The 23,662-nt window shown below is 59.3% G+C and carries 18 protein-coding genes; 2 read left to right on the forward strand and 16 right to left on the reverse strand.

The window, feature by feature from the left end:
* Positions 1-79: 79 nt before the first annotated feature.
* The 16 genes from L6R21_14505 to L6R21_14580 all read right to left on the reverse strand — a co-directional run bounded on the left by L6R21_14505 (position 80) and on the right by L6R21_14580 (position 21,186).
* Positions 80-2,791, reverse strand: a complete 2,712-nt coding sequence (locus L6R21_14505; GenBank protein MCK6560403.1) for a hypothetical protein — start codon at positions 2,789-2,791, stop codon at positions 80-82.
* A 583-nt stretch (positions 2,792-3,374) separates the two neighbouring features.
* Complete coding sequence (locus L6R21_14510) at positions 3,375-6,368, reverse strand: IPT/TIG domain-containing protein (protein ID MCK6560404.1); 2,994 nt, start codon at positions 6,366-6,368, stop codon at positions 3,375-3,377.
* Between the two features lie 108 nt (positions 6,369-6,476).
* Positions 6,477-11,342: a VWA domain-containing protein gene (locus L6R21_14515; protein MCK6560405.1), complete on the reverse strand. Its 4,866-nt coding sequence runs from the start codon at positions 11,340-11,342 to the stop codon at positions 6,477-6,479.
* 136 nt (positions 11,343-11,478) lie between these two features.
* Positions 11,479-11,844, reverse strand: coding sequence for a hypothetical protein (locus L6R21_14520; protein ID MCK6560406.1), 366 nt, complete (start codon positions 11,842-11,844; stop codon positions 11,479-11,481).
* Between the two features lie 493 nt (positions 11,845-12,337).
* Positions 12,338-12,595 carry a hypothetical protein gene (locus L6R21_14525; GenBank protein ID MCK6560407.1) on the reverse strand — a complete coding sequence of 86 codons (258 nt, stop codon included), beginning with the start codon at positions 12,593-12,595 and terminating at the stop codon, positions 12,338-12,340.
* A 163-nt stretch (positions 12,596-12,758) separates the two neighbouring features.
* Complete coding sequence (locus L6R21_14530) at positions 12,759-13,211, reverse strand: hypothetical protein (protein MCK6560408.1); 453 nt, start codon at positions 13,209-13,211, stop codon at positions 12,759-12,761.
* Positions 13,212-13,373: 162 nt separating this feature from the next.
* Positions 13,374-13,781 (reverse strand): YbjN domain-containing protein, encoded by a 408-nt coding sequence (locus tag L6R21_14535; GenBank protein MCK6560409.1) that lies wholly within the window; start codon positions 13,779-13,781, stop codon positions 13,374-13,376.
* A 146-nt stretch (positions 13,782-13,927) separates the two neighbouring features.
* The gene (locus L6R21_14540) at positions 13,928-14,233 is read right to left on the reverse strand and encodes a hypothetical protein (protein ID MCK6560410.1); all 306 of its coding nucleotides are present in this window, start codon (positions 14,231-14,233) and stop codon (positions 13,928-13,930) included.
* Positions 14,234-14,699: 466 nt separating this feature from the next.
* Positions 14,700-14,924: a hypothetical protein gene (locus L6R21_14545; protein MCK6560411.1), complete on the reverse strand. Its 225-nt coding sequence runs from the start codon at positions 14,922-14,924 to the stop codon at positions 14,700-14,702.
* Positions 14,925-14,943: 19 nt separating this feature from the next.
* Positions 14,944-15,273 (reverse strand): membrane protein insertion efficiency factor YidD, encoded by a 330-nt coding sequence (yidD, locus tag L6R21_14550; GenBank protein MCK6560412.1) that lies wholly within the window; start codon positions 15,271-15,273, stop codon positions 14,944-14,946.
* Positions 15,274-15,299: 26 nt separating this feature from the next.
* Entirely contained in the window at positions 15,300-15,581 is a 282-nt protein-coding gene (locus L6R21_14555; GenBank protein ID MCK6560413.1) for a hypothetical protein, read from the reverse strand.
* A gap of 51 nt (positions 15,582-15,632) precedes the next feature.
* Positions 15,633-15,959, reverse strand: coding sequence for a hypothetical protein (locus L6R21_14560; GenBank protein ID MCK6560414.1), 327 nt, complete (start codon positions 15,957-15,959; stop codon positions 15,633-15,635).
* A 75-nt stretch (positions 15,960-16,034) separates the two neighbouring features.
* Positions 16,035-16,532, reverse strand: coding sequence for a hypothetical protein (locus L6R21_14565; GenBank protein ID MCK6560415.1), 498 nt, complete (start codon positions 16,530-16,532; stop codon positions 16,035-16,037).
* Positions 16,513-16,956, reverse strand: coding sequence for a hypothetical protein (locus L6R21_14570; protein MCK6560416.1), 444 nt, complete (start codon positions 16,954-16,956; stop codon positions 16,513-16,515). Before L6R21_14570 ends, L6R21_14565 begins: the two co-directional genes overlap by 20 nt.
* A 341-nt stretch (positions 16,957-17,297) precedes the next feature.
* Positions 17,298-18,671 carry a sigma-54 dependent transcriptional regulator gene (locus tag L6R21_14575; protein MCK6560417.1) on the reverse strand — a complete coding sequence of 458 codons (1,374 nt, stop codon included), beginning with the start codon at positions 18,669-18,671 and terminating at the stop codon, positions 17,298-17,300.
* A 169-nt stretch (positions 18,672-18,840) separates the two neighbouring features.
* On the reverse strand, positions 18,841-21,186 hold the full coding sequence (locus tag L6R21_14580; protein MCK6560418.1) for a RecQ family ATP-dependent DNA helicase: 2,346 nt from the start codon (positions 21,184-21,186) through the stop codon (positions 18,841-18,843).
* A 252-nt stretch (positions 21,187-21,438) separates the two neighbouring features.
* Here L6R21_14580 and hflK point away from each other — a divergent pair, with 252 nt between their 5' ends.
* Positions 21,439-22,428 (forward strand): FtsH protease activity modulator HflK, encoded by a 990-nt coding sequence (gene hflK, locus L6R21_14585; protein MCK6560419.1) that lies wholly within the window; start codon positions 21,439-21,441, stop codon positions 22,426-22,428.
* Positions 22,425-23,381: a protease modulator HflC gene (hflC, locus tag L6R21_14590; protein MCK6560420.1), complete on the forward strand. Its 957-nt coding sequence runs from the start codon at positions 22,425-22,427 to the stop codon at positions 23,379-23,381. Before hflK ends, hflC begins: the two co-directional genes overlap by 4 nt.
* The last annotated feature ends 281 nt before the right edge of the window (positions 23,382-23,662 follow it).

Here is a 23,662-nt window from a genome sequence, read left to right on the forward strand (position 1 = left end):
GACTCAGGCTCATGGCGGGAGGTGGCCAGATAATTCTGGTGAACTCAGGTTGCTTCTGTTCAGCTTTTTTCGACTCCCGCTACCGCGACAACACCATCTTGCGCGTCTGGCGGAACGTTGCTCCGCTGCTGCTCGCGGCGGTCAATTCATAGAAATAGATGCCCGAGCTGACGGCCACGCCCAACTCGTTGCGGCCATCCCAGGTTTGGGTATACTTGCCCGGCAGCAGCTTGCCGTCCACCAGCGTCTTGACCTGGCGGCCGAGAATATCGAAAACCACCAGCCGCACCGAGCGGCTGCCGAGATCATCCAGCGGCACCTCGAACACGATGCGCGTTTCAGGATTAAAGGGATTGGGGTAATTCTGCGACAGCGAATAATGCCGCACCGTCGTTTCGGCAGCTCCAGCCTCGGTCACGGCCGTCGGCCCGCTGAGGTTGGCTTTGAGCACATGCGGGTTCAGCTCACGATTGCCGAATTCATCCACGGCCTCGGCCTTGAGGGTGACTTCGCCGCCGCGCAGATTGCTGAGGCGCACCTGCCACTGCAGATAATTATCCGCCAACGGCCGCGCTTTCACGCCATTCACCGTGACGGAGGCAATGCTGCTCGCATCAAAGCAGGTGCCGGTGACGATCAGATCGCCGTTGGGCCGCGTGGCCACGGTTTGATCCGCGGGCGGATAAGTGATCGCGGTTACCGGCCCCATGCGATCCATCGGCTTGATGGGATTCTCCGGAAACGGCACGTTGACTTCCGCGACTTTGACGTATTCCTCGAACGTCGGCGTCATGACCTGATAGTTCAAACCGTCGCTGCGCGTTTGATTCCTGGGAATCACTTTGGCATCGCGGTTGGGTCCGAAAAAGTCGTGCAAATAAAGCGTCAGCTCCGGCGTGGCTTTGGCGTGGTTGGTCTCACTGCCGGCGCCGGTCTTGTTGTCTTCCACGTTGGTGAGCGTGTAATTGCGCACGTGGATTTCGCACGGCTCGCTGCGGCCGTCGCGGCCGGTGATGCGAAACGGATACTGCCCGACTTGATCCAGCACCAGGTTTTCGAAGGTGTGCAAGCCTTCCGGCTTCTCGTAGAACTCCAGCGAAACTTGATTGAGTTCTTTGCCCTTCATGCCCACCAGCCTGACGTTTTTCGCAGCAGTGCCGTAGAAACCATACGTCGCCTGCCAGGCATTGTAGTCCTGCACGAAAGTATAATTGCCCACCGCGCGCAAACCATAGCGCACCTGCCAGCTCTTGTGATTACTGATCACGAAGGGATTGTCGGGCTTGGCCTCGCCTTCGCCGCTGAAACCGTACATCATCATGCCGTGGGCCTCATTGCCGTCGAAGCGAATGAAGGGCAGCGTGTTGATTGGGACATTGTCCCGCATCGAGCCGTCCGGCTGCTGTACGCTGTTGCGAATGTCCGGCGGAATTTCATAGAGAAAACCGTAGCGGTCGCATTCTGCCGCAACATTGTTGACGAAGCCGTTCATCCCGTTTGCCCACCAAAAGCCGGCGCCGGCATTCTGATCGTAGGCCAGCGCCTGATCGGGCAGCGGCGCATGGTTGTAGCCCAGCACTGCGAGATTGTGATCCAGCAGGTTGAACACCTCACTCGCATCCTCCATGAAGAAGCCGTGTCCCACCGACTGATAGCCGACACAATCGCGCACGACGAGATAATTGGTGCCGTGAATGGTGAGGAAGCGATTGTGGGAGTCCCAAATCGAAGCGCCGATCACGCTGGCGCCGCGGTGCGAATCACCCAGCACGTGGAAGTGAATCGGGTAGCGCGCGAGCGTGTTGAGCTTGCCGAGATGGGCGAATTCCGCGTAGCTGATGCTGCCGCGGCTGTTGTAGTGATAAAGCGTGTGGCCGCGCACGCCCTGCGGATCTTTCGACACGATGATGACGTTGCGCGACAGGTTGGCGACTTCCGCGCGAAACTCGCCTGTGCCGAGATGGGTGCGGCGCAGCGGGGTTTTCAGCGTGATGACTTTGCCGGAGGGCGAGACCGATTGGATGTAGTTCTCTTCGGTGTGGGCTTTGTCCTTGCCGCGAAACGTGTCGCCATTGCCTTTGAAGCTGTCGAATTTGTTCGTGCCGGTGACGATGAGATGATCGCCGGGCCGCCAGTTGACCGAATCCGAGAGCACGAGGGTGGTGGTGCCGGCAGTGGCGGTTTGGCCGAGCTTCACCCAGGTTTTGTTCAAGGGCGCGCCGTGAAAATCCATGCGGCCGCCGTAGCTGATAATGCCCGGGCCGCAATCGTCGCGCATGTCGGCAAAATCCACCAGCCGGATGCGCGCCGTCAGGTTTGCCGGCATCGGCTGCTGCGGCGCGCCGACTTCGAGCGTTGGCCGCGGTTCACCCAGGTACACGGCTTCGTGGCGCACGCTGCAGTGGAAATTCTCATCGACGGTGTCGCTGTTCTGCAGAATGATCATGCCCACGTCGAGCTGCGTGTTGCTCACGCGCGAGAACACCAGCCGGCCGCGCACGTGAATCAGCCGGATCGCCTCTTCCGAAACGAGATCGTAGGTCACCGTGTGGCCGCGATCGATCAACACCTGATCCCCGCGCGCAGGAATCTTGCCGCCGGACCAGGTCGTGGCCTCCGACCAATTGCCGCTGCGTACGCTGCGCACATTGACCGAGGAAAACACCAACGGACCGTCGTCACTGGCGAGCAGCACTTCAATGGGAAGCAGAAGCGTGGCGAGAGCCAGACGGAAAACGAAGAGACGATGGAGCAAGGCGCGAACGCAGAATACCGGACGCAAGGTGTGCACCAGCCTTCCTTTGATTTTTTTTCACGGCCCACCGCGCTGCAAAACGGTTGAGGAGAGTCGGAGAAAACCGGTTCGTCTCCCGACGATCGCCAGGTGCCCGGTGAGAATCTCCGCTGGGCGCCCGGGAATTGACTCGCAGCAGAAACGGGCCTGTGGCGAGGCCTGGTTCAGGGGACCTTCAGAACAAGATGCCGTCCGCGACCGCTTCCTGCGTCACGGACGGCATTGGGATTTGGGATGGGCCCGATCCTGGCCCTCTCTGGTGCGTTGGTTCATCAATTCGCGTACCAAAATGCGCGGTATCAAAACTGTAATCGGTTAGCCGTCGAGAAATGCAGAAGCTAGCAGCGATCGGGCGGGCGCTGCGACATGAGCAAAGAGGGGAGAAGAAGGAAAGGAGATTACAGCTTGGGAATGCGATTCATACGATTTGGGAGAGGAACGGCGGCGGCGCAACTGCGCCCCCGCCGTTCATTTCATTCAGATTGTCAGCCCGCCTGCACGGGGAGCAACCCTGCGCGCTGCCGATCAGCGCGCAGGGACTTGTGTCACCGGGCGATTTCTCCGGCGATTCGGGAGGGTACTATTGAATGAGCAGCAGCTTGCGCACCTGCACGAATCCTTCGGCCTGCATGCGATAGAAGTACAAGCCGCTTTCCGCCCTCCCGGCGTGCCAGGCCGTTTGATAGCGGCCGGCCGCGAAATGCCGATCGACCAGCGTGGCCACTTCCACGCCCAGCACGTTGAACACCTTGATGGTGACACGGCCGGCATGCGGCACCGCAAACGCAATCGTCGTTGCCGGATTGAACGGATTGGGATAGTTCTGGCCCAGCTCGAAGGAATTCGGAATCTCAGCGGCCGGCTGTTTCACCGCCGTTGGACTTTGAATCGTGATCGCAGCCGCCGCCCACGCTGCCGGCAAGTCCGCCGCCGCAGTATCCACGGCTTCGCGCGCCACCACCGCGTCATCAAAGGCGATGGTGGTTACCGCCGAGGTGTTCGGCATAACCGCGAAAGCCAGCGTGACTAGCTCGCGGCCATTTGCCGAAAACGTTTGGCCCGCGGGCAGCGCCATGACGATTCCCACGCGGCCACTCGCCTTCAGACGATCGTTGACATGCAGCGTGGCGGTGGTGGCATCAGCGCCCAAGCCGGCATTGAGAAAGGTCAAAAGCCCGGGATCGAAATTTACGCTGAAGGCCACGGCGTTTTCGTTGCCGTCGGCTGCGAGCCGGATGGTGAGCGATCCCGTTCCTCCGGAAATGAAAGTGTCATTCAACGCGCTGACGGTACGGTCACTCGCCGCCGCCGGCTCGGCGCTGTGCTTCGCCGCGGTGGAATCGTTCGGTCCACAGGCGGCTGTTACTGTGTCAAAACCTGCGGCATAGCGTCCGGCCTGCACCCAATCGGCGAGCGAGAGGCGGCCGTTACCGCAGCTTCGCGGCGAACAGTCGATGCGCTGAAATTCATTGGTGGCGGTTTGCGGCGTGTCCAGCGCCGCGATAAAGCGCCCCACTTGCATCCAATCTTCCAGCGTGACGGTGCCATCCCGGCTGCCGAAGGGCCGCGGCATCACGTCAGCTTCGTATCCCGCCGACAAAGCTATCGTAACCGGCGTCCAAGTAGCGGCAAGCGGCTGGGCCGTCGCATCCAGGATGTCGCGGGCCACCGGTTGATCGCCGAAGTCAATCGTTGCGCTTGGCGCCAACGGTGTGACTCCAAAGTTCAGAGTGAGAATTTCGACCGTGCCGGCTGCGAAGCTTTGCCCTGCCGGCAGCGCCAGGAAGATGCCCAGGCGTCCGGCACCAACCTGGCTCGCATTCACGTTGAGTTGGGCAGCACCGGCGCCACTACCTAGGCCGGCTTGCGGCGAGTGCAGCAGAGCAGGATCAAAAATCACGCTGAAGCTCAGGGCGTTCTCATTGCCTTGGGCCAGCAGCTCGATCGCAAGATTCACGGTACCAGCGGTGCTGCCGCGACTGACGAGCCTCACTTCACGCGGCGGCAATACCGTGAAATCCGCAGTGACCACGTCAGAGCATCCCGCCTGCGTCAACTGAATCGGCCCGCTGACACCAGCAGGAGGGACGACGGCGTTGATTTGTGCCGCATTCACGACGGTGAATGAAGCCGCGGCATTGTTGCTGAAGATTACGCCCGTCACACCCGCGAGATTCGCGCCGTTGATCGCAATCGTCGCGCCGGCAACGCCGCTGGCCGGCGCGATTCCGCTCACCGTCGGGCACAAGAGAGTAAAGGCCGGAGTCAGCACGTCACTGCAGTCAGGCTTGCGAACAGTGAGCGGGCCGCTGCTGGCGCCGGCCGGCACGGTCACCCGGATTTGTGTTGCCGTCACCTGATTGATCGTTCCGGTAACGCCGTTGCTGAAAAGCACAGCAGAGACACCGGTGAAATTGTTGCCGGTGATCGTCAACTCTTCTCCCACTCCAGCGCTGGCCGGCGACAGGCTCGCAACCACCGGGCAGGTTCTCACAGTGAACGTGCCGGTTTGCACCTCCGGGCAGCCGCTTTTGCTCAACGTGAGCGGGCCGCTGACGGCGCCGGCCGGCACGGTCGCCGTGATTTGGGTTGCGCTCATCAGGTTGAATGCAGCCATCACATTGTTCGAAAATTTCACCGCGGACACGCCGCCAAAGTTGGCGCCGGTAATCACCACGCTGCTGCCCACGGCACCGCTGGTGGGAGTGATCGCCGCAACCGAGGGACATTGCCCGATGGTCACGGTCAGCACGCCGGGATTGAGTTCGACCGGATTGCCATCGGCATCATTGGCGGTGACGTTGGTGAGGAAATAGTCGACGCGCGTGTTGTTGGGCGTGGTGCTGAGCGAGGTGAACCGCGCCTCCATGATGACGCCGTGGCCGCTCACACCGCCCTGACCGGCCTTGCGTGACATGCCCACGCTGATGTTTCCGGCGGCCTCATCGAGGTAGGAAAAAAAGAGGAGATCGTTCCCCAAGAACGGTCCGGCAAGTACAGAACCAGCAACCACATCAAGGCTGGCGGTGTTGGTGAAATTCAACTCGAAGCTCAGGCCAAATAGATTGCTCACCGGATGCGCGCTGTCGCCGACGCTGACGGTCACGAGGAACTGCGCGCCTGGCGCCTGCAAGCCCGGACTGTTGGCCACCAGCAGCGGCCCGGCCGTCATGACACTGTCTTGATCAAAATACGACAGCGGCACCTGGCCGCCGCCCGCCGGCACCACCAGAGCGCGATCGGCAATGCTCTCGCCCACGCCGCGGTCGCCGTGCTGATAGAAATATTCAAATAAAATCTGGCTGCCGGCCAGGCCATCGGCAAGATTCACCTCCGTAGCGTAGATGCTGTCGCCGTCGGCATCCGTCAGCAGATGCACGCCCTCCGCGAAATCGTTGAAACTGCCGCGTACGCTCAGGCGATCTGTTCCGGGCACAAACTTGCTTTCGAGAATCTGCACGGACATGTCAACGCGAAAAGTGACCGGGATGGCGGCGTTGGTTGATGCTTGCCTTCCCCACGCCGCCGCCCACAGTCCGATCAGCATCAAGAAAAGTTGAGCCGTTTTATTCATGCCATCCTCCACTTGATTCGAGAATTGGGAACTGGCGCATGGCCGTTGCCGCGCCAGTTCCGGCTTTCCTGGTTGTCAAACGCATTGGGTGAGACGGGCCGGCTGGCCTCATTGCACCAATGCCATCTTTCTGATCTGCACAAAGTCGCCGGCTTGCAGGCGGTAGAAGTAAACGCCCGAGGGCAGCACCTGGCCTTGCCCATCCCGGCCGTCCCAGCGGATTTCATAGGCGCCGGCCGTCTGCACTTCCTCGAACAAGCGCCGCACCTCCTGGCCGACGGCGTTGAAGATCCGCAGCGTCACCATTCCCGGCTGCAGAATGTCGTACTGAATCATGGTTTCCGGATTGAAGGGATTCGGGAAATTCTGATAAAGACGATATTCCGTTACCGTGCGGCTGCTGCGTTGCATGGCCACATTCGCTGCGCCGCCCACGGTGAGCTGCAGCGAAGAATTGGCCAGCGCGGCCTGCTGACCTGCAGCTTCCTGCGCGACGATGTTCTGCAGAGAGAGGGCGATCACTTCGCCGAGCGGGGCTGCACTGGAAATCCGGCCGCGCAGACGGAGCACTGCGCCCTCGCCATGCCAGCCGGTCTGGCCGGCTTTGCGCGAAATGCCGATGCCGGTGGTGCCGTTCTCAGCGAAATGCGCATAGAACAAAGGCTCGTCGCCGAACAAGGCCTGCGGCTCGGCCGCCAGAATCTGAATCCAATCCGGCCGCTCGCTGCGCAGCTCGAAAGCCAGGCCGAAGAGATTCTCTGCTCCGGCCGCCAAAACCCGCAACTCGAACTCGCGGCCCGGCGCCAACGTGCCGGTTCCGGCTTCGAGATCCAAACTTGCCAACACCGGTTTGGCCAGGGCATTCGCTGCCAGATCTTGCGGCAGAGTGGTTGCAGAGGAATGTGTGCGATTCCAATTCAAGCCGATGCACAGCACGTCCGCTTGATTGACCCGGCCGTCGCCGTTGGCATCCGCATAAGTGGCGGCCACCGGCGACCACGGCGTTGCCAGTTGACCACTCCAGTTGCAGGAGCCGCCGGCGCGGGCCGGGCCGGTATAGTTCCAATAGAGTCCGAGCGGCAAAACGTCGGCTTGGTTCACAATGCCGTCGTTGTTGGTGTCGCCGGGCCACACCGTAATGCCGCAGCGCAACGCCGTGCTGGCATTCATGGACGTCAGGGTAATCGGGTTGTTTGCCGGATCATTGGCAGTAATACTTTGCAGCGAGAAAGTCACCGGCGTGTTGTTGGGCGTATTGGATGGGGAAGTGAATTTCACCCGCACGACAACACCGCTGCCGGTCGATCCCGGCTGACCGGCCTTGCGGGTAATGCCAATGCTGACTTTTCCAAGGGGGTCCTCCGGCGCCGGGTAGAGCAGCAGGTCGTTGCCCAGGAAACCGCCGTTTTCCGTGCTGACATAATTGACGTAAGCGGTGTTGGTGTAGTGCAGCTCAAAACTCAGGCCGAAGAGGTTGACAACGTTTTCAACGCGGATATCGACATAGTATTCGGCACATGAAGTGACCGGGTTGGGCACGACCGGCTTGATCGCGCCCGGCGGCGGCAGCACGGTCAACTGCGTGTTGGTGCGCAGGGAATTGTCGTCCTCGTTGGTTTCCTGGTTGTGGTTGTCAACGTCAACGTTCATCCAGAGGTAATAAGTGTCCGGCGCGGTGCCCGGCGGAATGCTTCCCACTTCGCTGAAGTTCCACACCGCTCCGGCCGGCAGCGGCGGAATCAGGAAGGAGTGAACCAGCAGCGTGTAATCCGGTTCGGTGGGGCTGTCGGTCAGGAAGAGATTGATGCGAATGTCATTCACCGCCGGTGCGGCGCCGTTGTTGATCACCGTGCCGGTAATGTTGATCGGCTCGCCGGGCCGGAAAGTGTCGGGACTATAGGCCAGTGCCGTGGCAGTGAGGTTTGGCAGCCCGCCAACCGTGCAGCCGCTGACCACGACATTGTCAAAATATCCGGAATCGTTGAAAGAACCGACGCCGATTTGGCCCTGGCCGAAGAAGCCGTCATTGCCGCTCAAGATCAGGGCGCCGTCGAAAAAAGCCAGGATTTGCGTTCCCCGGCGTTCGATGCGCAGTTTGTGGTAGTTGCCGTCGGTGAACGTTGGCGCGTTGTAAGTCGCCAGCGTGACGCGTGGCCCGCCGTCGTGAATGCGGTGCATCTCGGTGAAGCCGGGCTCGCGGTTGTAGTTCACGTAGTAGTAGCTGTCGAAATCCTGATAGCCGAATACCACCGACAAATCTGCGCCGGAGTTGCCCACCGCGGCGTCGGCGCTTTTGGCGTCACACTCGAACACGAAATCGCCCCAGGCATTACCGGCGATCAGCGAAAGTTCGCCCAGGCGTTTGTCATCCGGAGAATTGTAGTCCGACGTGTTCAGGAAGTAGCGCGGGCTGCCGGCCTCATTGCTCACCTGCCAGCGGCTGGGCGTGAGTGGCTGCCAACCGTTGGCGTTGCCGTCGTTGAAATTGTCGCTGAAGGAGTTGCCACCGGACGTGAGCCCCACGTCATCGAAGCAGGCCGTGCTTTTGAAGGAACCGAAACCAATGTAGCCGGAGAGAAAGGCGGTCTCGTTGAGGTCGAGCAACAACACGCCGTCGCCATAGGCCTTGAGATTCGTGCCGCTGCGTTGGATGTTGATGTGGTGAAACGCATTGTCACTGGCGAAATCAAGCGGATGTGAGGCGATGACGGTGCCGCTGTTGGCGATGATGCGATAGAGGCGGACGCCGAGCACGCCGAACTGCAGGTAGTAGGCGTCGCGCTTGGGCGCACCGAGATCTTGCACGCCGAACAGGATGAAGAAGTTTTTGTTGTCGCTCGCCGTGGTCTTGGCGCTCAGCGTCAGGGAGAAATCGCTGACGCGATTGCCCGGCAGCACGGAAAACTCATCGCTGACCGCGTCGGCAATATACAGGCAGTAGGCCGGATCACCCTCGACGTTGGTGACGGTCCACTGTGAGGGCGTGTCCGGCTGCCAGCCGTTGGCATTGCCGTCGTTGAAGTCATCGGTGAACGTCACGCACGGCGATTCCGGTGCGATGATATGTGGACCGTGAACGCTGGCAACGCCATGATTATCCACCGCCCGAATGAAGTATTGCAGGCCGTCGTTCGTCATTTCCGCGCCGGGAATGGTGGCGGCGTAGGTGTTGCCGCCGTTGGGATTCATGGCCGTATTCTGATAGAGCAGTGTGCCAAAGCGGCGATAGTAAAGCGTGACGCTGCTCAGAAAGTTGGTGTTGTCGGTGACTTGCGCGGAGATCGCGATGCTCTGTCCAAGGGGCGCGGAGGCGACCGGCGTGTGCACGATCTGCGGCGGCTGGTTGGGCAGAACCGCGATCTGGTAAGGCACGGAGGCGGGATCCACCGCGGGATCGGAGGTGGTGACCTGGCCGTCCGTGGCCGTAATGTAGTAATCGATTCCCGGCGTTTGTACCGAGCTGCCGAAGATGACAGCGGAATAGACATTGCCGCTGGTGAGCGTCATGGGCTTTGAGGTGTACGTCGCCGTGCCGGTTTTGCGATAGTAGAGCGTGACGCTTTGCACAAACGGAGCAGCGGCATCCGTAATCTCCGCGGCAATGGTGAGATTGATGCCCGCCACCTGGGCGGTGTTACTGAGATTGACGGTCGCGGGGGTGCGGACGATTTGAGGCGCCGCGCCCGGCGTGTAATAGCCGATCACGAAGTCAGACTCGCCAAAGGCGTTGACGGTAATGCGAACCTCGCGCTGGACGCCATCATAGACAGGATTGTCCGTACGATAGCGCACGATATAGGCGTTGCCGATCAGATTTGTGAGCGCGTTGAGAATGTCACGGTAGGGGCCGATGACGTTGAACAATAGGCCATTGGTGGCATCGCGGATGCTGTTGGCATTGCAGTAGTGGATGTTCGAGGCCAGCGCGTTGCAATCGACCGCGGTGTGCACCGTGACGTCGTTGTTGTGGCACGCGGCAATCGCCTGCGCCAGCGTGCCGCCGCCATTGTTTTCTTCATCGGTAATCAACAGAAAGTGGCGCTGGCTGCCGGTTCTGAAGCTGTATTGCGTGGCGGCCCTTTCCACCGCCAGCAGTCCCGGTTCGATGCCGCCATCCGTGGTCATCTGATCCAGCCAGGATTTGAACTGGTTCACATCAGCGGTCATGACGCCGTTGTTGACCAGAATCGGCTGGCCGCTGCCGGCGGCTTGCCCAAAGCGAACCAGCCCCAGGCGCAAGTCGATGTTGCGCGCTACCAGGCTGTCAACGAAAGCCTTGACGTTATCCCTGACCTGTTGCTGCTCCGGGCCCATGCTGCCGCTGTTGTCGATGAGAAAAATGAAGTCCAGGATGCCGCCTTGTTGCGGTGCCGTCACGTCAAAGAAGTCGGTTTGCAGGCGGCCGTCTTCGTGTGCGGTGAAGTAGGGCGTCGTCAAACCGCCGACTGGCTGGCCGCCGGTATCAACTGCCACGGTGGTGTAGATGAATGGGAAGTTATTGCTGGCGAGAGACCGCAGGGTGACGTCGAGGTTCGGGACCGCGGCGGCAGCCGCAACCGCGGCCTGTTGTTGCTCCTGCGCTGACCGCCAGCGGCTCACCGCTCCCAACCAGTCAGTCGTTGGCGAGGTGGCGAGCGTTTGCTGCAACTCATTCACCGCGGTAACTGAAATGTGGTAGTCGCGTTCAGAATCTATTCCGTCCAGGATGAGCTGGCGCTGGTCGGAAACCGCAATGTTATTCACCTTGCCGCTGCCGTTCTCCCGGTAGTGAATCACAAAGTGCCGGAGTGTTGCGGGCGCGTACCAGGTCAAGGTGAGACTCCCGCGTTCTCCCGGTGTCTCTTTGACCACGAGATCAATCACCGTCCCATCGGTGGAATTGGCGGAACCTGGCTGCGCCCAGCTTGCTCCTGCCAGAATGAAGCAGAAAAGCAGGCACAGCAGGCGGCCCAAAAGTCTGTCCTGTTTCATCATGATACCCCTCCATGAAGGTTGTGAGTGTGGAAGATTGGGTTGGTCGTCGTCGCTCCTGGATGTCTCAGAGACAATGCGGCCCTGGACCAGCCAAGGTTGGGACGAATTCTCGAGAAAAAAATGGCGAAATTGGAGGTCAGGCTTGTGTTTTCCAACGCCGCAGCACGGCGATTGCCTGCCACGGGTGTTTGATGCCCGCCCAAAAGATGCCGCCCAAGGTGGTGAGGCAGACGCGTCCAAGCAACATAAGTGTCGCACCCAGCCACCGCCTACGCAAAAGAGTGTGAGGCCGGTTGAACCACTCCGGCAGGTTGGCATGCCAGCCCCAAAAGGTTGCCCACGAGCAATAGCCGCCGATCAAGCCGGCGAGCGGCACGCGTCCGGCGTGTTGTGCCGGCGCCGGGAGCAGCCACATCGCAAGCAAAAGGCCGAGCAGCGCAAAGTTCATCGCTTTGCGCAGCCGGCGTTTGGCAACGGCAGCGCCACAGCCCAAGCAGAGCAATTCGCTTTCCTGCCCGGCTTCGAATGCGGCACAGATGCGGCAGAAGATGGATCTGCAACTTGCGCAAATGCCTGTGATTTTCTCAGAGGGGTGTTTGGGACAAGTCATGGGAGCAGCCAGAGTCTGTGCAGGAACCCCCGCCCACGCCTCGGCAACTCCTGCCTGAATGTTTGCAATCCGGCGTGTTTGTTGCCGCCAAGGCCTCAGCCGATCACAGCGGGCCAATGCGGGCAGTAAGACGTGCCTGGTATTGGAGCCAGACGGCAACCGCGCAAAGGTAATTCTCGAAGTTCGCGCCTCCTGAGGTTGTGAACTGCCAAGCTGCAAGAAAAGCCACCGAGCCGTCCCCCTAGCGGCTCGGTGAGTCGGCGGCTATTCCCCGCGGCGCCGATGGGCTGGAAGATCTCACCGGCGACGGCTCAAGGTAAGTCATCTTGTGATCTTTTTGCCAGCTTGACAACGTTGTCAAAACTTTGCCGCAGCGGCTGTAGACTTACTGGTCCTTCGCCGGAGGCCGTGACTGCAAATGGGTGTTGCGTTCAATCACGTTCAGCCGCTTGATGATATAGCCAATCAGAATCAACAACAGGCCGAGCGGCGCCAGGGAAAAACCGCCGACCAGCAAAAAGGCCAGGTTCATGGGATCGGAAAAGCCCAGCACCAGCAGTATGATCCCCGCGAAACTTGAGGCCCCTCCCGCCACGATGACCCACCAATCAACCGGGCGCCGGTGTATGTGATCAGCCGCCATGAGACCTGGCCTTTGTTGCGAGGTGATGCGACAGCGTTGCTGCTCAATGAAAATGCCACAGCCCCCGCCTTCTTGCATGAAATTGCTCCATCACGAGATCAGGCAGGATCGGAACCGGAAGTGCAGCCTGCCGGAATTGCGGGTTGACTCGATCTCGACGAGCCTACGCTACTTCGTTGGCGGTCGCGGCACGCGCCAGCAGGTAACGTTGATTTTTGGCCGCTTCAATTTGATCGATGAGCTGCCCGGCATCCTGTTGCTCCGTTTGCTGGCGCTGCAGGTTGATTTGGGCGGCAGCAGAAGCCAGTGATATGACTTCCTTGCGAGTGGCAAAGTAGATGGCCAGGAGAATCCCTGCAAAAACAAGTGCCGTTATCAATCCGGAACTATCCCGCACGAGGTTGGATGACAGCAATCCAGCCACGGCAATCAGTCCCGCCAGGATCAACAAAAAGGGATGGCTGGTGAATCGGGTTTCGCAGGAGCAGAGTTCTTCCAGCATGATGCTGGTGATTTGCATCTTGCCGCCGCGCTCGGCTTCCGACCGTACGCGGTGCGTTGTCAAAGTCAACCCGCCGGATCGCAGCAGTATTCTTTCGTCGGACATCGAGGTCATGGGGAAGCTTCCTTTCACATTGTTCAAACTGATTCAAGAACAAGGTATGGTGCGACGTAGTTGGCCGTGATCGACTCGACTTTGAAATCAAGCCGAAACTCGACCTGGCATGCCGAATCAGTGTAGACTGGAGCAGCGAAAAGTGGCAAATCGTGCCATCTGCTATCGAATCAGGTTGAGCCCATGCTCCTGAATAGCGTTGATCGGAATTGACAAAAAGCGTTTTGTAGCAAGGACAACGGCCTGCTTGGTAATTCCGCCTTTAACCGGGATGTCGTAGTCGAAGCTGATTGTTGCTCCCTTCCCGGCAACAGTCACTCGAACGATAATGTATTGATCATTGACACGATTGGCGAATTCCAGTAGTTCCTGGCGATTCGCACCATCCTTTGTCCGAAAAAGGGTCATCAGCCTGATACGGTCCTCACGGGCAAAAACATAGCACCCGATGCCATCTCGTACTTGAAGATCTCCCTCCGCATCGATCGAGGTTTCCATGAAAGCTGCCTCGAAGATCGATTTCAAGAGCTCTTTTGACAGATTCTCGGGGGTAATGATGTCGCTAGACATAATGGATTCTCCTATGGCAATTACGAAAAGGTGAAGTTGAAATCGTCGACACTCCAAGGAACCGATTTCTTTGACAGCGTTTGGCATCACCGGGCGGCTCTTGCTTCTGCCTCAGGGCTACCCAGAGTGAGGCCTGGCTGCGAACTTCAGTATGCTGCCTGCACAGCCGCCGCATGTGATTTGTGAAGCCGAATGAGTTTCACCGCCTGCACCGTCCGATAGATGGCGCCGCCATACATGCCGATTGCCGCGGCGGCAATGAATCGAACAAAGAATGCAATCAAGCTTCCGATCCAGTGGCCATCGGAAAGCCTATCCAGACCATTGTACAGCCAGCCCCAAAACTTGCCGCCAAAATGCCAACCCCAATACACTGCCCAGAAGGCATACCCATAGAAAACGATGGCCAGCGCCCGGCTCATTCCCGGCGGTTGTGCGCCGCTCGACACCATCCAGGCAGCTCCCGCGACTCCGAGCGTTGCTGCTATGATCGAGTTCCTGAGCTTTCGCTTGGCGAATGCAACCCCGCAATCCAGGCACACGAGCTGTTCCTCTTTGCCGGTGAATTCAATGGCGCAATCATCGCAGAAGGTGGATTTGCACCTCGAGCAATTGCGAACTCGTTGCGCAGACGGATGATACTTGCAGCTCATATGCAGCCTTTCGAAATATGCACTCTCCCCAATACCATTTGCGTTTATCTATGGCTTCGAAACTCTGCCGTATGTGTCTCGTGAGGTGCTCTTGCAGGCTGGACAATAGCGCGCCCCGTTGCTGCCACGGCATTTGAAGCAATATTTCTCACCGCAGTCGCGGCACTCGTACACATCGAAGTAGGCGGCCGACCAACCGATGTCGTTCTTGTCGGCCCCGCAATTGGGGCAGGAATGGATATAGTTCGGCATTTGCGCCTCCTCACTAAATGTAAACCACCACCCGGCCGGCAATATGGCCGCGGTATTTGGTATTGCCATCGACATACACTTCGCCCGTGCCCGGCTCGGCGTCGAAGTGGGCTTCGCCATCGCTGTCGGTGTATTCGGTACTGGTAACGCCGCGCGTGAAGCCATCGAAGCCGATCACGACCCGTGACCCTTTTGCCGGTTTGCCGGTGTCGCGCCATACAACCTTGACGGTGACCATGGACCTTTCTCCTTTCTGCTCAGTGATGATGTTCGTTGGCAACCAGATGCGCGCGCACGACCTGATATTCCGCTGCCAGGTGCGTCGCCGCATGAGCTGGTGGAATTTTTGAGCCGTCGGCGCACACCAAGAACCATGTACCGGTATCTGCCTCCCATTCGAAGCCATAGCCCGGCCGGCAGCGCCGCGCGCGGGCGAGAAAGGCCTTGAGCGCGGCAAGGCCGCCCTGCTCGCGCGCGATGCGTTCGACGTGCTGCGAGCACGATTCCCGAAACAGGCAGCGCCGGCGCCGTTCGGGAGGAATCACGCGGCGGTAATACTGAATCGCATGAATGATTAGGCTTCGCATATTTCGCCATTGACGCCCAAGGACACTCATGTCTCGCGATAGAAGACCGCGACGTAAACCTGGACTGTACGCGTTGTCTCCGGCCGGCCGAGAATCGGCTCTGTAGCACCGAAACCGAGACACCCGGATTTCCCGGGAATTGTCGGTGTTGCCGGCGTGGTCACGTCCGTCACCAGCGTTTCCAGGCCGTGGTACTTCCAGCCTTCTGCAACGTTTTGATTGATGAGCGTTGCAAGCTGTTCTGCGGCTTTGCGCGCGCCTTCAGCTTCCATCACATCCGCGCGAAACGGCACGACTTGGTACTGCATAGAACCCTCCTTGTGCAAATGCCCGTCTGAAGTTCTCATCTCCGTAATGAGTCAATCCCTGGGAGGATTGATGCGAACTCGTTCTCCCTCTGGTGAAATAATGTCAAAAGACCCGTCCGCGTACCATGCAAAGCGTTCGAGATAGGTTTGAAACCGGCAGCTTCCATGTTCTCCGAAAACGCGAACGTACAGTTTGCCCACGTGGTTTTCGCCTGTTTCCTGTGGATTGGCGGAGGCATAAAGGCGAATCACAACTTCGTGGTGGTCTTCTCCGCCGTGCAGGCTGGCCCGCACCAGACCGCAACTGATTGCCAAAGCCGTCTGGACGATTCCGGGAAACTCGAAGGTCACGTCTGGGAGGCCTTCAAAGGTCAGCATCTTTTCGGTTTTGGGAGTGAGGAGAAGCTGCAAATCATTCAGGCGATATCGCATCGCCAACCTCCGCACCATCTTTTACGTCGTTTGCCCTCTGGCTTCAGGTTTGCTTTGGCTCAAACTGATAACGGCCTGAATCGGGATCATCAGCAGCGCAAAGGGCAACCGGAAGACAATACTGATCAACATGCCGCCAACAAAGCCGCCAATCGCACCGAAGCACCCGCCTTTTTTGCCGGTTTGCTTATCCACATCGTCATAGCCGTAAGACGCTGCCTCCAAGCCGATCTTGAACACGTCACCAAGTTGCTTGACGATGTATGGACCGGGACTGATATACCAGGACCACCCACAATCTGGATGGTTCTGTTTGCCTAGAAAATGCCATTTGTATTCGCCTGCTGCCGTGCAATTGGGGCAGATATCCGTTCGAAATTTCTCCAAACCCACAGAAAGCGCGACAGCGCTTCCCTCCCGCTCCAAGCGCTCCTTGAATTCACCCACCATTTCTGCGGGAATGAACTCGTGGGTATCGCAATAGTGGAAAAATCCCCGCTCAGTTCTTGTCAATGACATGATTGCTCACTCCTTCAAGATTGACCGACATTCCGCGTTCGATTTTCGTGGGTTCGCATGCCGCTTCGTTGCAAGCTGTCCGCGTGGTGCCATTTCCGCACACCTGTCCAACCGAAAGCATCAAGTTTCCACTCTGAATGGTGGGAGAATCGGTTTCACAATCCTTCAGCCCTGGGGTGAGTTGCATCAGCGTCTCACAAAACGCATGCCATGGCTCAGCATGCGTGCCGGTGAAATCTTGCAATGAAAAATCAGAAGTTGCAGTAATTGGATCGCGGGGCAGAGAAGGGGAGTGGCAATATCTTGTTGCCTGCAGGCAACAGTGCTTCGAACAAGAGGCGAGGGATCCCCATGAAATCAAAAAGCTTTGCCTTGTTGCATCCGTGCGCCGGAAATAATTCCAATCCTGTGGTGTGGCCGCCATGTGTTGCTTGCGATGGCGCGAGCGGCTGCAGGGAAACACGCCAAGAATTCATTTAGTGTCCATCCGAAAGCACCACCGGCCGGGCGCTTCGTCATGAGCAAAAGCAAGTTCTATTCGAGTTGTGGACGCTTCGGAGCCAGGTCCCCGGGCGGTTTCTTCATTCCTGGACAGATACCAGTGGGGCTCTGTCCAAGAATGTTCCAACCTCGGCTCAGCCGAGGATTCCAAAAACTTCACGCGTCGTGGAAACTCTGATGATTTTGATGCAACGGCCAAGCCGCTGCGGGAACATTTTCTCGAACGCATTCTCGAGCATGAAGGCGACCAACTGCCTCTGAAACTCACGCCTCGCCTGGTGCGCCCAGAATGCGATAGACGGTGGCCCGGTTGACGCCGGCTTCTTCCGCGGCACGGGAGTAGTTGCCCTGGTGCCGCGCCAGCTTCTCGCGAAAGTAGGTGTATTGAAATTGCTCCAACAGCCGCTCTTTCGCCTGCTCGTAGGGCAGCTCGAAGAGTGGCAGGAACAGATCCGGCGGCCGGCTCGAAGCCGGGGAAAGGCTGCGCAGCCGGGAACGGTCGATCCGGCCCTCCCGGCTGTACAAGACCACACTTTCGATTTCACTGGTCAATTCGCGGACGTTTCCGGGCCAATCGTATTCCACCCAAGCCTGCATAACTTCCGCGGGAATCTCCGGGACGGTGCGGTGCAGCACCTGGCTGAAATAGTCGAGATAGTACCGGACCAGCAGTGGAATGTCCGTCCGGCGCTGGCGCAATGGCGCCACTTCCAGATGCAGGCGCTGCAGACGATAGAAAAAATCATGCCGCAGCCGGTCTGCGGCCACATCTTTCTGCAAATCGTGATTGGTGGCCGCGATGATACGCACATCGGCGCGCTGCTCTTGCCGGCGCCCGAGGCGGCTGAAAGTTCCGTGCTCGAGTGCCCGCAGGATTTTGGGCTGGGATTCCAGCGGCAGGTCGCCAACCTCGTCCAGAAACAGCGTGGCGTGGTTCGCCTCTTCGAACAGTCCGCGCTGCGGCCGGTCGGCACTGGTGAAGGCCCCGCGTTCATGTCCGAAAAACTCGCTCTCGAACAGCGTTGCGGGCAGGTTGCTGCAATTGACCACCAGCAGCGGACGCTCCGCGCGCAGGCTCTTACGGTGAATCTCGCGCGCCACCAGCTCTTTGCCGGTGCCGGATTCGCCGGTGATCAACACCAGACGGTCGGTGGGCGCGATGAGATTGATTTCCTCCTCGAGCTTGCGCATGGCCGGACTTTCGCCGATGAGCGGGGCATATTGCCGGCGCAACTCGTCGCGATACGCCCGGCGCCAGGCCAGGTTCTGCAGATGCTGCTTGAGATGTGCGCGCAGCTCTTTGAGATTGGGCGCCTTGCTGCAATAATCCAGCGCGCCGAATTGGCCGGCTTGATGCGCGGTTTCCCAGGAAGCGTGCTCGGTGACGATAATCACGGCCACGTCGGGATCGAGGCGCTTGAGGCGGCGCAGGGTTTCGATGCCATCAATGCCGCGGCCGAGCTTGAGATCCACCAGCACTAGATCGACCGCGAGCTCTTGAAACCGGCGCAGACCTTCTTCGCCGCTGGCGGCGTCCACCACTTGAAACTCGTCGCCCATGAGCAGGCGGAAATCCTCGGCGAATTGCGGCTGGTCGTCGATGATGAGAAGGGTGTGTGTTTCGGAAGAAGCGTGCATGGCAGACCCCAAAGAGTGAGATTTCCACCACCGGCACCGCGAAGTCGCAGCGAACGCTGAGCAAGCCTCTTTTGAGGTCACAACTCAGCGATCGCCGCGCCTTCGCGGTTCCAATGTTTGCCTGGTGTTGCGAATTGTTTTCGAGGTTTGATTCGGCAATCCGACCGCATCAAAGCGCCGCGCCTTTCTCGTGAACGCGCAGCACCGCAGCCACGAGATAGACTTTCCCGGGATGGTGTTGCGGCAGACTCCGGTGAATAAGCGCGCTATCGAATTCTCTGTGCTTGCGCAGAAACCTCTCGATTTCAGCGAATTCGCGTGCCGGAATGATCTTGTCCAGCCGCTTGATTTCTCCGGCCAGCGCCAATTCCCGAAGATGCACCCAGACCGTGCTTTCCTTCAAATCGCGCTCTGCCGCGATCTCTGCTACGGTCAATCCTTGCTGCACAAGCTGCAGGGTTCGCGCCGGACTTCTGCCCTTCACTTTGAACCTGCGGAGGGCCGTGGCCACGGGTTTTGTTGGCTCGGGCAGTGCGGCTTCGCGCTGGCCGCGCAACACCTCCCAACCGCTGGCCGTCACCTGCAAGACCGGATACTCACCGGTGTCGCGTTGGAGATAGCCAGCGGCCACCAACCGGTGAATGTCCGTGATGATCTGTTTCAAGGGCTGGTCACGCAGCAGGCCGAAGGTCGACAAGTGTGCGAAGTTGCGGCTGCGTTCCGTATCCTCGCCTTTGAGCACCTCCGCGACCGCCGTGGCGCCGAAGCGTTCTTTCATGCGCACCACGCAGCTCAGAATCTTCTGCGCCAGCACCGTGGCGGCGCGGGAAGACAACCAGATGACTGCGCAATTGTCGCAGTTGTTGCACTGGCGCGCGGCGTGATTCTCTCCGAAGTAGTCGAGGATGAAGTGGCGCCGGCAGGTGGCGCGTTCACAATAGCGTTGCATCTGGCGCAGCTTGGCCAATGCCTCGGCGCGGCGCTCGATGAGAATGCGGGCGTCGAAGCGCAGCGCCTTTTTTCTGTCGCTCAGCAGAATGCCGCGCCGCAGAAACGGTCCAGCCAACTGCAGCAGGCCTGGTTCGGCCAGCGCCTGCAGTTGCAGCTTGAGCTGCGCGGGGTTTTGGCGCAGTGCATTCGCGGCCTCGCGCAGATCGAGCCTTTGCCAGCCGCGCTGGCCTTCGCACAGATCCACGAGAAAGGGCCACAACTCGCCGGCCGGCGGCGGGGCCTTGCGGGACAGCTTTTTCAGGTAAACCACGTCCGGCGAGGGCGTGACCAGCGTGAGGTATTGGATCTCAGCGAGAAACAGCAGCGCCGCATTCACCACCGAGCCGGGCAATTTGAGGTCGAGCATGCGCACGATTTCGTCGCTCTGCAACTGAATGATTTCGCCGGCTGCGAGGTCAACTTCACAGAGCACGTCATAGACGTCTTCTACCACTTGTGGCTCGGGGTTGTCGCAGTCGATGAAGAATTGCTGCAGATACAGATCTTGCGGCGAATAGAAGATGATACAATCCGCCGGTTGGCCGTCACGGCCGGCGCGCCCGGCCTCCTGATAGTAGGCTTCCAGCGCGCCCGGCATGTCCGCATGCAGCACGAAGCGCACGTTGCGCTTGTCGATGCCCATGCCAAAAGCATTGGTGGCGACGATGCAGCGGACTTTCTCCTGCACGAACATCTCCTGCGCGCGTTTGCGCGCCGGGAGGTCCATGCCGGCGTGATAGCCCACCGCCTTGATCTTTTCCTGCTGCAGGACGGCGGTCAGGCCTGCGACCCCCTTGCGCGTACCGGCGTAAACGATGCCCATGCCTTGCGCGCGGCGGAGATACTCGCAAATCGGGCCGGTCTTGTCGCTGGTCTGCTGCACCGCCAGGCGCAGATTGGGCCGATCGAAGCCGGCAACGAAGACCCTGGGTTTCTCCAGCTTGAGCTGGGTGATGATGTCGCCGCGCACACGCTCGGTGGCCGTGGCGGTGAGCGCGAGAATGCGCTGCGCCGCCAGCGTGTCGATGGCGCGGCGCAACTGCAAATAAGAAGGCCGGAAATCGTGTCCCCATTGCGAGATGCAATGCGCTTCATCGACGGCAAACAGGGAGACTTCCAAGCCTTGCATGTGCTCGATGAAGTAGCCGGAGTGGAAGCGCTCCGGCGCGACGTACAGCAGCTTGATCTCGCCGGCACGCACGGCGCGCAGCCGCTGGCGGATCTCCTCCACGGGCAGCGTCGAGTTGATGAAACTGGCAGGGTAGCGGCGGCGCTGCAACTGATCGACCTGGTCTTTCATCAGCGCGATCAGCGGCGAGACCACCAGCGTGATGCCCTCGAACAACAGCGCCGGCAGTTGATAGCACAGCGATTTGCCGCCGCCGGTGGGCATGATGGCGAGCACGGGATCGCCCTGCAAAACCGCCGACAGAATTTCTGCCTGGCCCGGCCGGAATTGCTGGTGCGCAAAGACCGCGTGCAAAAGCTGTTCGGCTTGCTGGAGGAGTTGCTGGTGATCGTTCATGGCGTGTGCCCCGTCGCGCATTTGCGCAAATGATGTCAAAAGTGCGGATGAATTGCAAGTTGAATTTGCCGCGGCGGAAAAGGCCTCGCTTTCTCGAAGGCTTGTCTACTGCCTGCCGTGTCCTGCCGCGCCGGATGTCGCCCAACTATTTGACTGGCGCCGGCCAAATCGCTTGCACAATCCCCAAATTCTTCTAGCTTGCTCACATGTTCCACAAAACACGTTCGAATTGCAGAAAGGAGGCTGGGCGCTATGGCGCGTATGGTAAACATGAGCGGCAAAGTCGTCGAATTGCCGCGCTTTGAAGGCCGCTGGCTGCGTTGGATCGCGATCGGCGCGGTGGTCGCATGGTTTTTACTCTCGTCATTCTACACCGTTGATGCCGATGAAGTCGGCGTGATCCAGCGCTTTGGCAAGTATGTTGAGACGATGCAGCCCGGGCTGCACATGAAGATCCCGTTTGGCATTGAAACGGTGAAAAAGGTGAAAGTGCAGCGGGTGCTCAAGGAGGAATTCGGCTATCGCACGCAGGCGCCGGGCGTGCGCTCGACCTACGATCAGGGCGATTTCAGCTCCGAGTCGCTGATGTTGACCGGCGACCTGAGCTGCGCGCTGGTGGAGTGGATCGTGCAGTATCGCATCAAGGACCCCAAGGCCTATCTCTTTCATGTGCGTGACATCACCGGCACCATCCGTGACCTGACGCAATCGGCGATGCGGCAGGTGGTGGGCGATCACAGCGTCGATGAAGTCATCATCACCAACCGCCAGGAGATTTCGCTGGAGGTTCGCGATCTGCTGCAGCAACTGCTCGATCACACCGAAACCGGCGTCGATATCGTGACCGTCAATCTGCAGGACGTCAACCCGCCCGGGCCGGTGCAGCCGGCGTTCAATGCCGTCAACGAAGCCAAGCAGGAACGCGAACGCATCATCAACGAGGCGCTGGAAGCTTACAACAAGGTGATTCCGCAAGCCCAGGGCGAAGCCGAGCAACTGCTGCGGCAGGCGGAGGGTTACAGCGTTAATCGTGTCAACCGTGCCCGCGGCGACGCCGACAAGTTTCTCGCGATTTGGCAGGAATACAGCCGCGCCCGCGACGTCACCCGGCGCCGCATGTACCTGGAAACAATGCTCGAAGTCATGCCGCGCGTCAAGGAAGTTTACATCATCGATGACAAGCAAAGCAATTTGATTCCCCTGTTGCAGTTGCGCGGCTTGGAGAAAGGAGGTCAGCCATGAACTTCCGTCGCGTATTTCTGCTGCTGGCGGTGTTCGTGCTGGTGTTGGTGGCCGGCGCTTCCTTCTACACGTTGGGTGAAACGCAGCAGGCCATCATCACCCAGTTCGGTGAACCGATCGACCAGCCGATTCGCGAGGCCGGCCTGCATATGAAGGTGCCCTTCATCCAGAAAGTCACGATTTTCGACAAGCGCATACTCGAATGGGACGGCGCGCCCAATCAAATTCCGACGGAGGACAAGAAGTACATCTGGGTCAACACCTTTGCGCGCTGGCGCATCGTTGATCCGCTGAAATTCTACCAATCCGTCAACAACGAAACCGCCGCGCAAAGCCGGCTGGATGACATCATCGACGGCGTCACCCGCGATATCATCACACAAAGCCCGCTGATCGAAATCGTGCGCAACAGCAACCGCGAGATGACCACCATCGTCGAGGGCGACTCCGGCACGGTCGAGCCCACGGTCGAATCGCAGGAAATCGAGAATATCACCAGCGGCCGCAGCCAAATCATGGATCGCATTCTCGCCAAGGTGAGCGAGATGGTGCCGCAATACGGCATCGAAGTCATCGACATCCGCATCAAACACATCAACTACATCGATGATGTGCTGCGCAAAGTCTACGATCGCATGATTGCCGAACGCAATCGCATTGCCGAGAAATACCGCTCTGAAGGCCAGGGCGAACGCGCCAAGATCGACGGCCAGCGCGAGAAGGATTTGCAGACCATCACCTCGCAAGCCTACAAGCAGGCGCAGCAGATCAAAGGCGAGGCCGATGGCCGGGCCGCCAAGATCTATGCCGACGCCTACAATCGCGATCCGGAGTTCTATTCCTTTCTGCAGACGCTGGATTCGTATCGCACGACGCTCAACCAAAACAGCACGCTGTTCTTGAAGACCGATTCGGATTTCCTCAAGTATCTCAAGAGTACCGCGCCGCGCTGACGGAAACGGTGCCGGGCCGCCGGCAGCACACGGCTGTTGCCGGCGGATTTCCTGGCGCGCAGTGGAAGTTCCACTCGCGGCTTTTCCCGCGGAGATCACCTTGGCAGGGGAGATCCCGGAACAGAGGGCTTGTAAGAACTCCGAAGATTTCGATGCAACGGCCAAGCCGTTGCAGGAACATTTTTCCCCGACGAAAGGGTTCCAACCTCGGCGCGCCGAGGTTTCCAAGACTTCGAGGGCGGTGGGAACTCTGATGGTCTCGATGCAACGGCCAGGCCGCG

The sequence above is a fragment of the bacterium genome, from assembly GCA_023150945.1.
Classification (GTDB): domain Bacteria; phylum Zhuqueibacterota; class Zhuqueibacteria; order Zhuqueibacterales; family Zhuqueibacteraceae; genus Coneutiohabitans.

What these genes read in the sequence shown, in the direction of transcription:
- yidD (MCK6560412.1), bottom strand. Translation starts at nt 15,273, where the DNA reads ATGCGAAGCCTAATCATTCATGCGATTCAGTATTACCGCCGCGTGATT.
- L6R21_14575 (MCK6560417.1), bottom strand. Translation starts at nt 18,671, where the DNA reads ATGCACGCTTCTTCCGAAACACACACCCTTCTCATCATCGACGACCAG.
- L6R21_14510 (MCK6560404.1), bottom strand. Translation starts at nt 6,368, where the DNA reads ATGAATAAAACGGCTCAACTTTTCTTGATGCTGATCGGACTGTGGGCG.
- L6R21_14570 (MCK6560416.1), bottom strand. Translation starts at nt 16,956, where the DNA reads ATGGCGGCCACACCACAGGATTGGAATTATTTCCGGCGCACGGATGCA.
- L6R21_14525 (MCK6560407.1), bottom strand. Translation starts at nt 12,595, where the DNA reads ATGGCGGCTGATCACATACACCGGCGCCCGGTTGATTGGTGGGTCATC.
- L6R21_14535 (MCK6560409.1), bottom strand. Translation starts at nt 13,781, where the DNA reads ATGTCTAGCGACATCATTACCCCCGAGAATCTGTCAAAAGAGCTCTTG.
- L6R21_14560 (MCK6560414.1), bottom strand. Translation starts at nt 15,959, where the DNA reads ATGCTGACCTTTGAAGGCCTCCCAGACGTGACCTTCGAGTTTCCCGGA.
- L6R21_14565 (MCK6560415.1), bottom strand. Translation starts at nt 16,532, where the DNA reads ATGTCATTGACAAGAACTGAGCGGGGATTTTTCCACTATTGCGATACC.
- L6R21_14555 (MCK6560413.1), bottom strand. Translation starts at nt 15,581, where the DNA reads ATGCAGTACCAAGTCGTGCCGTTTCGCGCGGATGTGATGGAAGCTGAA.
- L6R21_14515 (MCK6560405.1), bottom strand. Translation starts at nt 11,342, where the DNA reads ATGATGAAACAGGACAGACTTTTGGGCCGCCTGCTGTGCCTGCTTTTC.
- L6R21_14540 (MCK6560410.1), bottom strand. Translation starts at nt 14,233, where the DNA reads ATGGTGTCGAGCGGCGCACAACCGCCGGGAATGAGCCGGGCGCTGGCC.
- hflK (MCK6560419.1), top strand. Translation starts at nt 21,439, where the DNA reads ATGGCGCGTATGGTAAACATGAGCGGCAAAGTCGTCGAATTGCCGCGC.
- hflC (MCK6560420.1), top strand. Translation starts at nt 22,425, where the DNA reads ATGAACTTCCGTCGCGTATTTCTGCTGCTGGCGGTGTTCGTGCTGGTG.
- L6R21_14530 (MCK6560408.1), bottom strand. Translation starts at nt 13,211, where the DNA reads ATGACCTCGATGTCCGACGAAAGAATACTGCTGCGATCCGGCGGGTTG.
- L6R21_14545 (MCK6560411.1), bottom strand. Translation starts at nt 14,924, where the DNA reads ATGGTCACCGTCAAGGTTGTATGGCGCGACACCGGCAAACCGGCAAAA.
- L6R21_14580 (MCK6560418.1), bottom strand. Translation starts at nt 21,186, where the DNA reads ATGAACGATCACCAGCAACTCCTCCAGCAAGCCGAACAGCTTTTGCAC.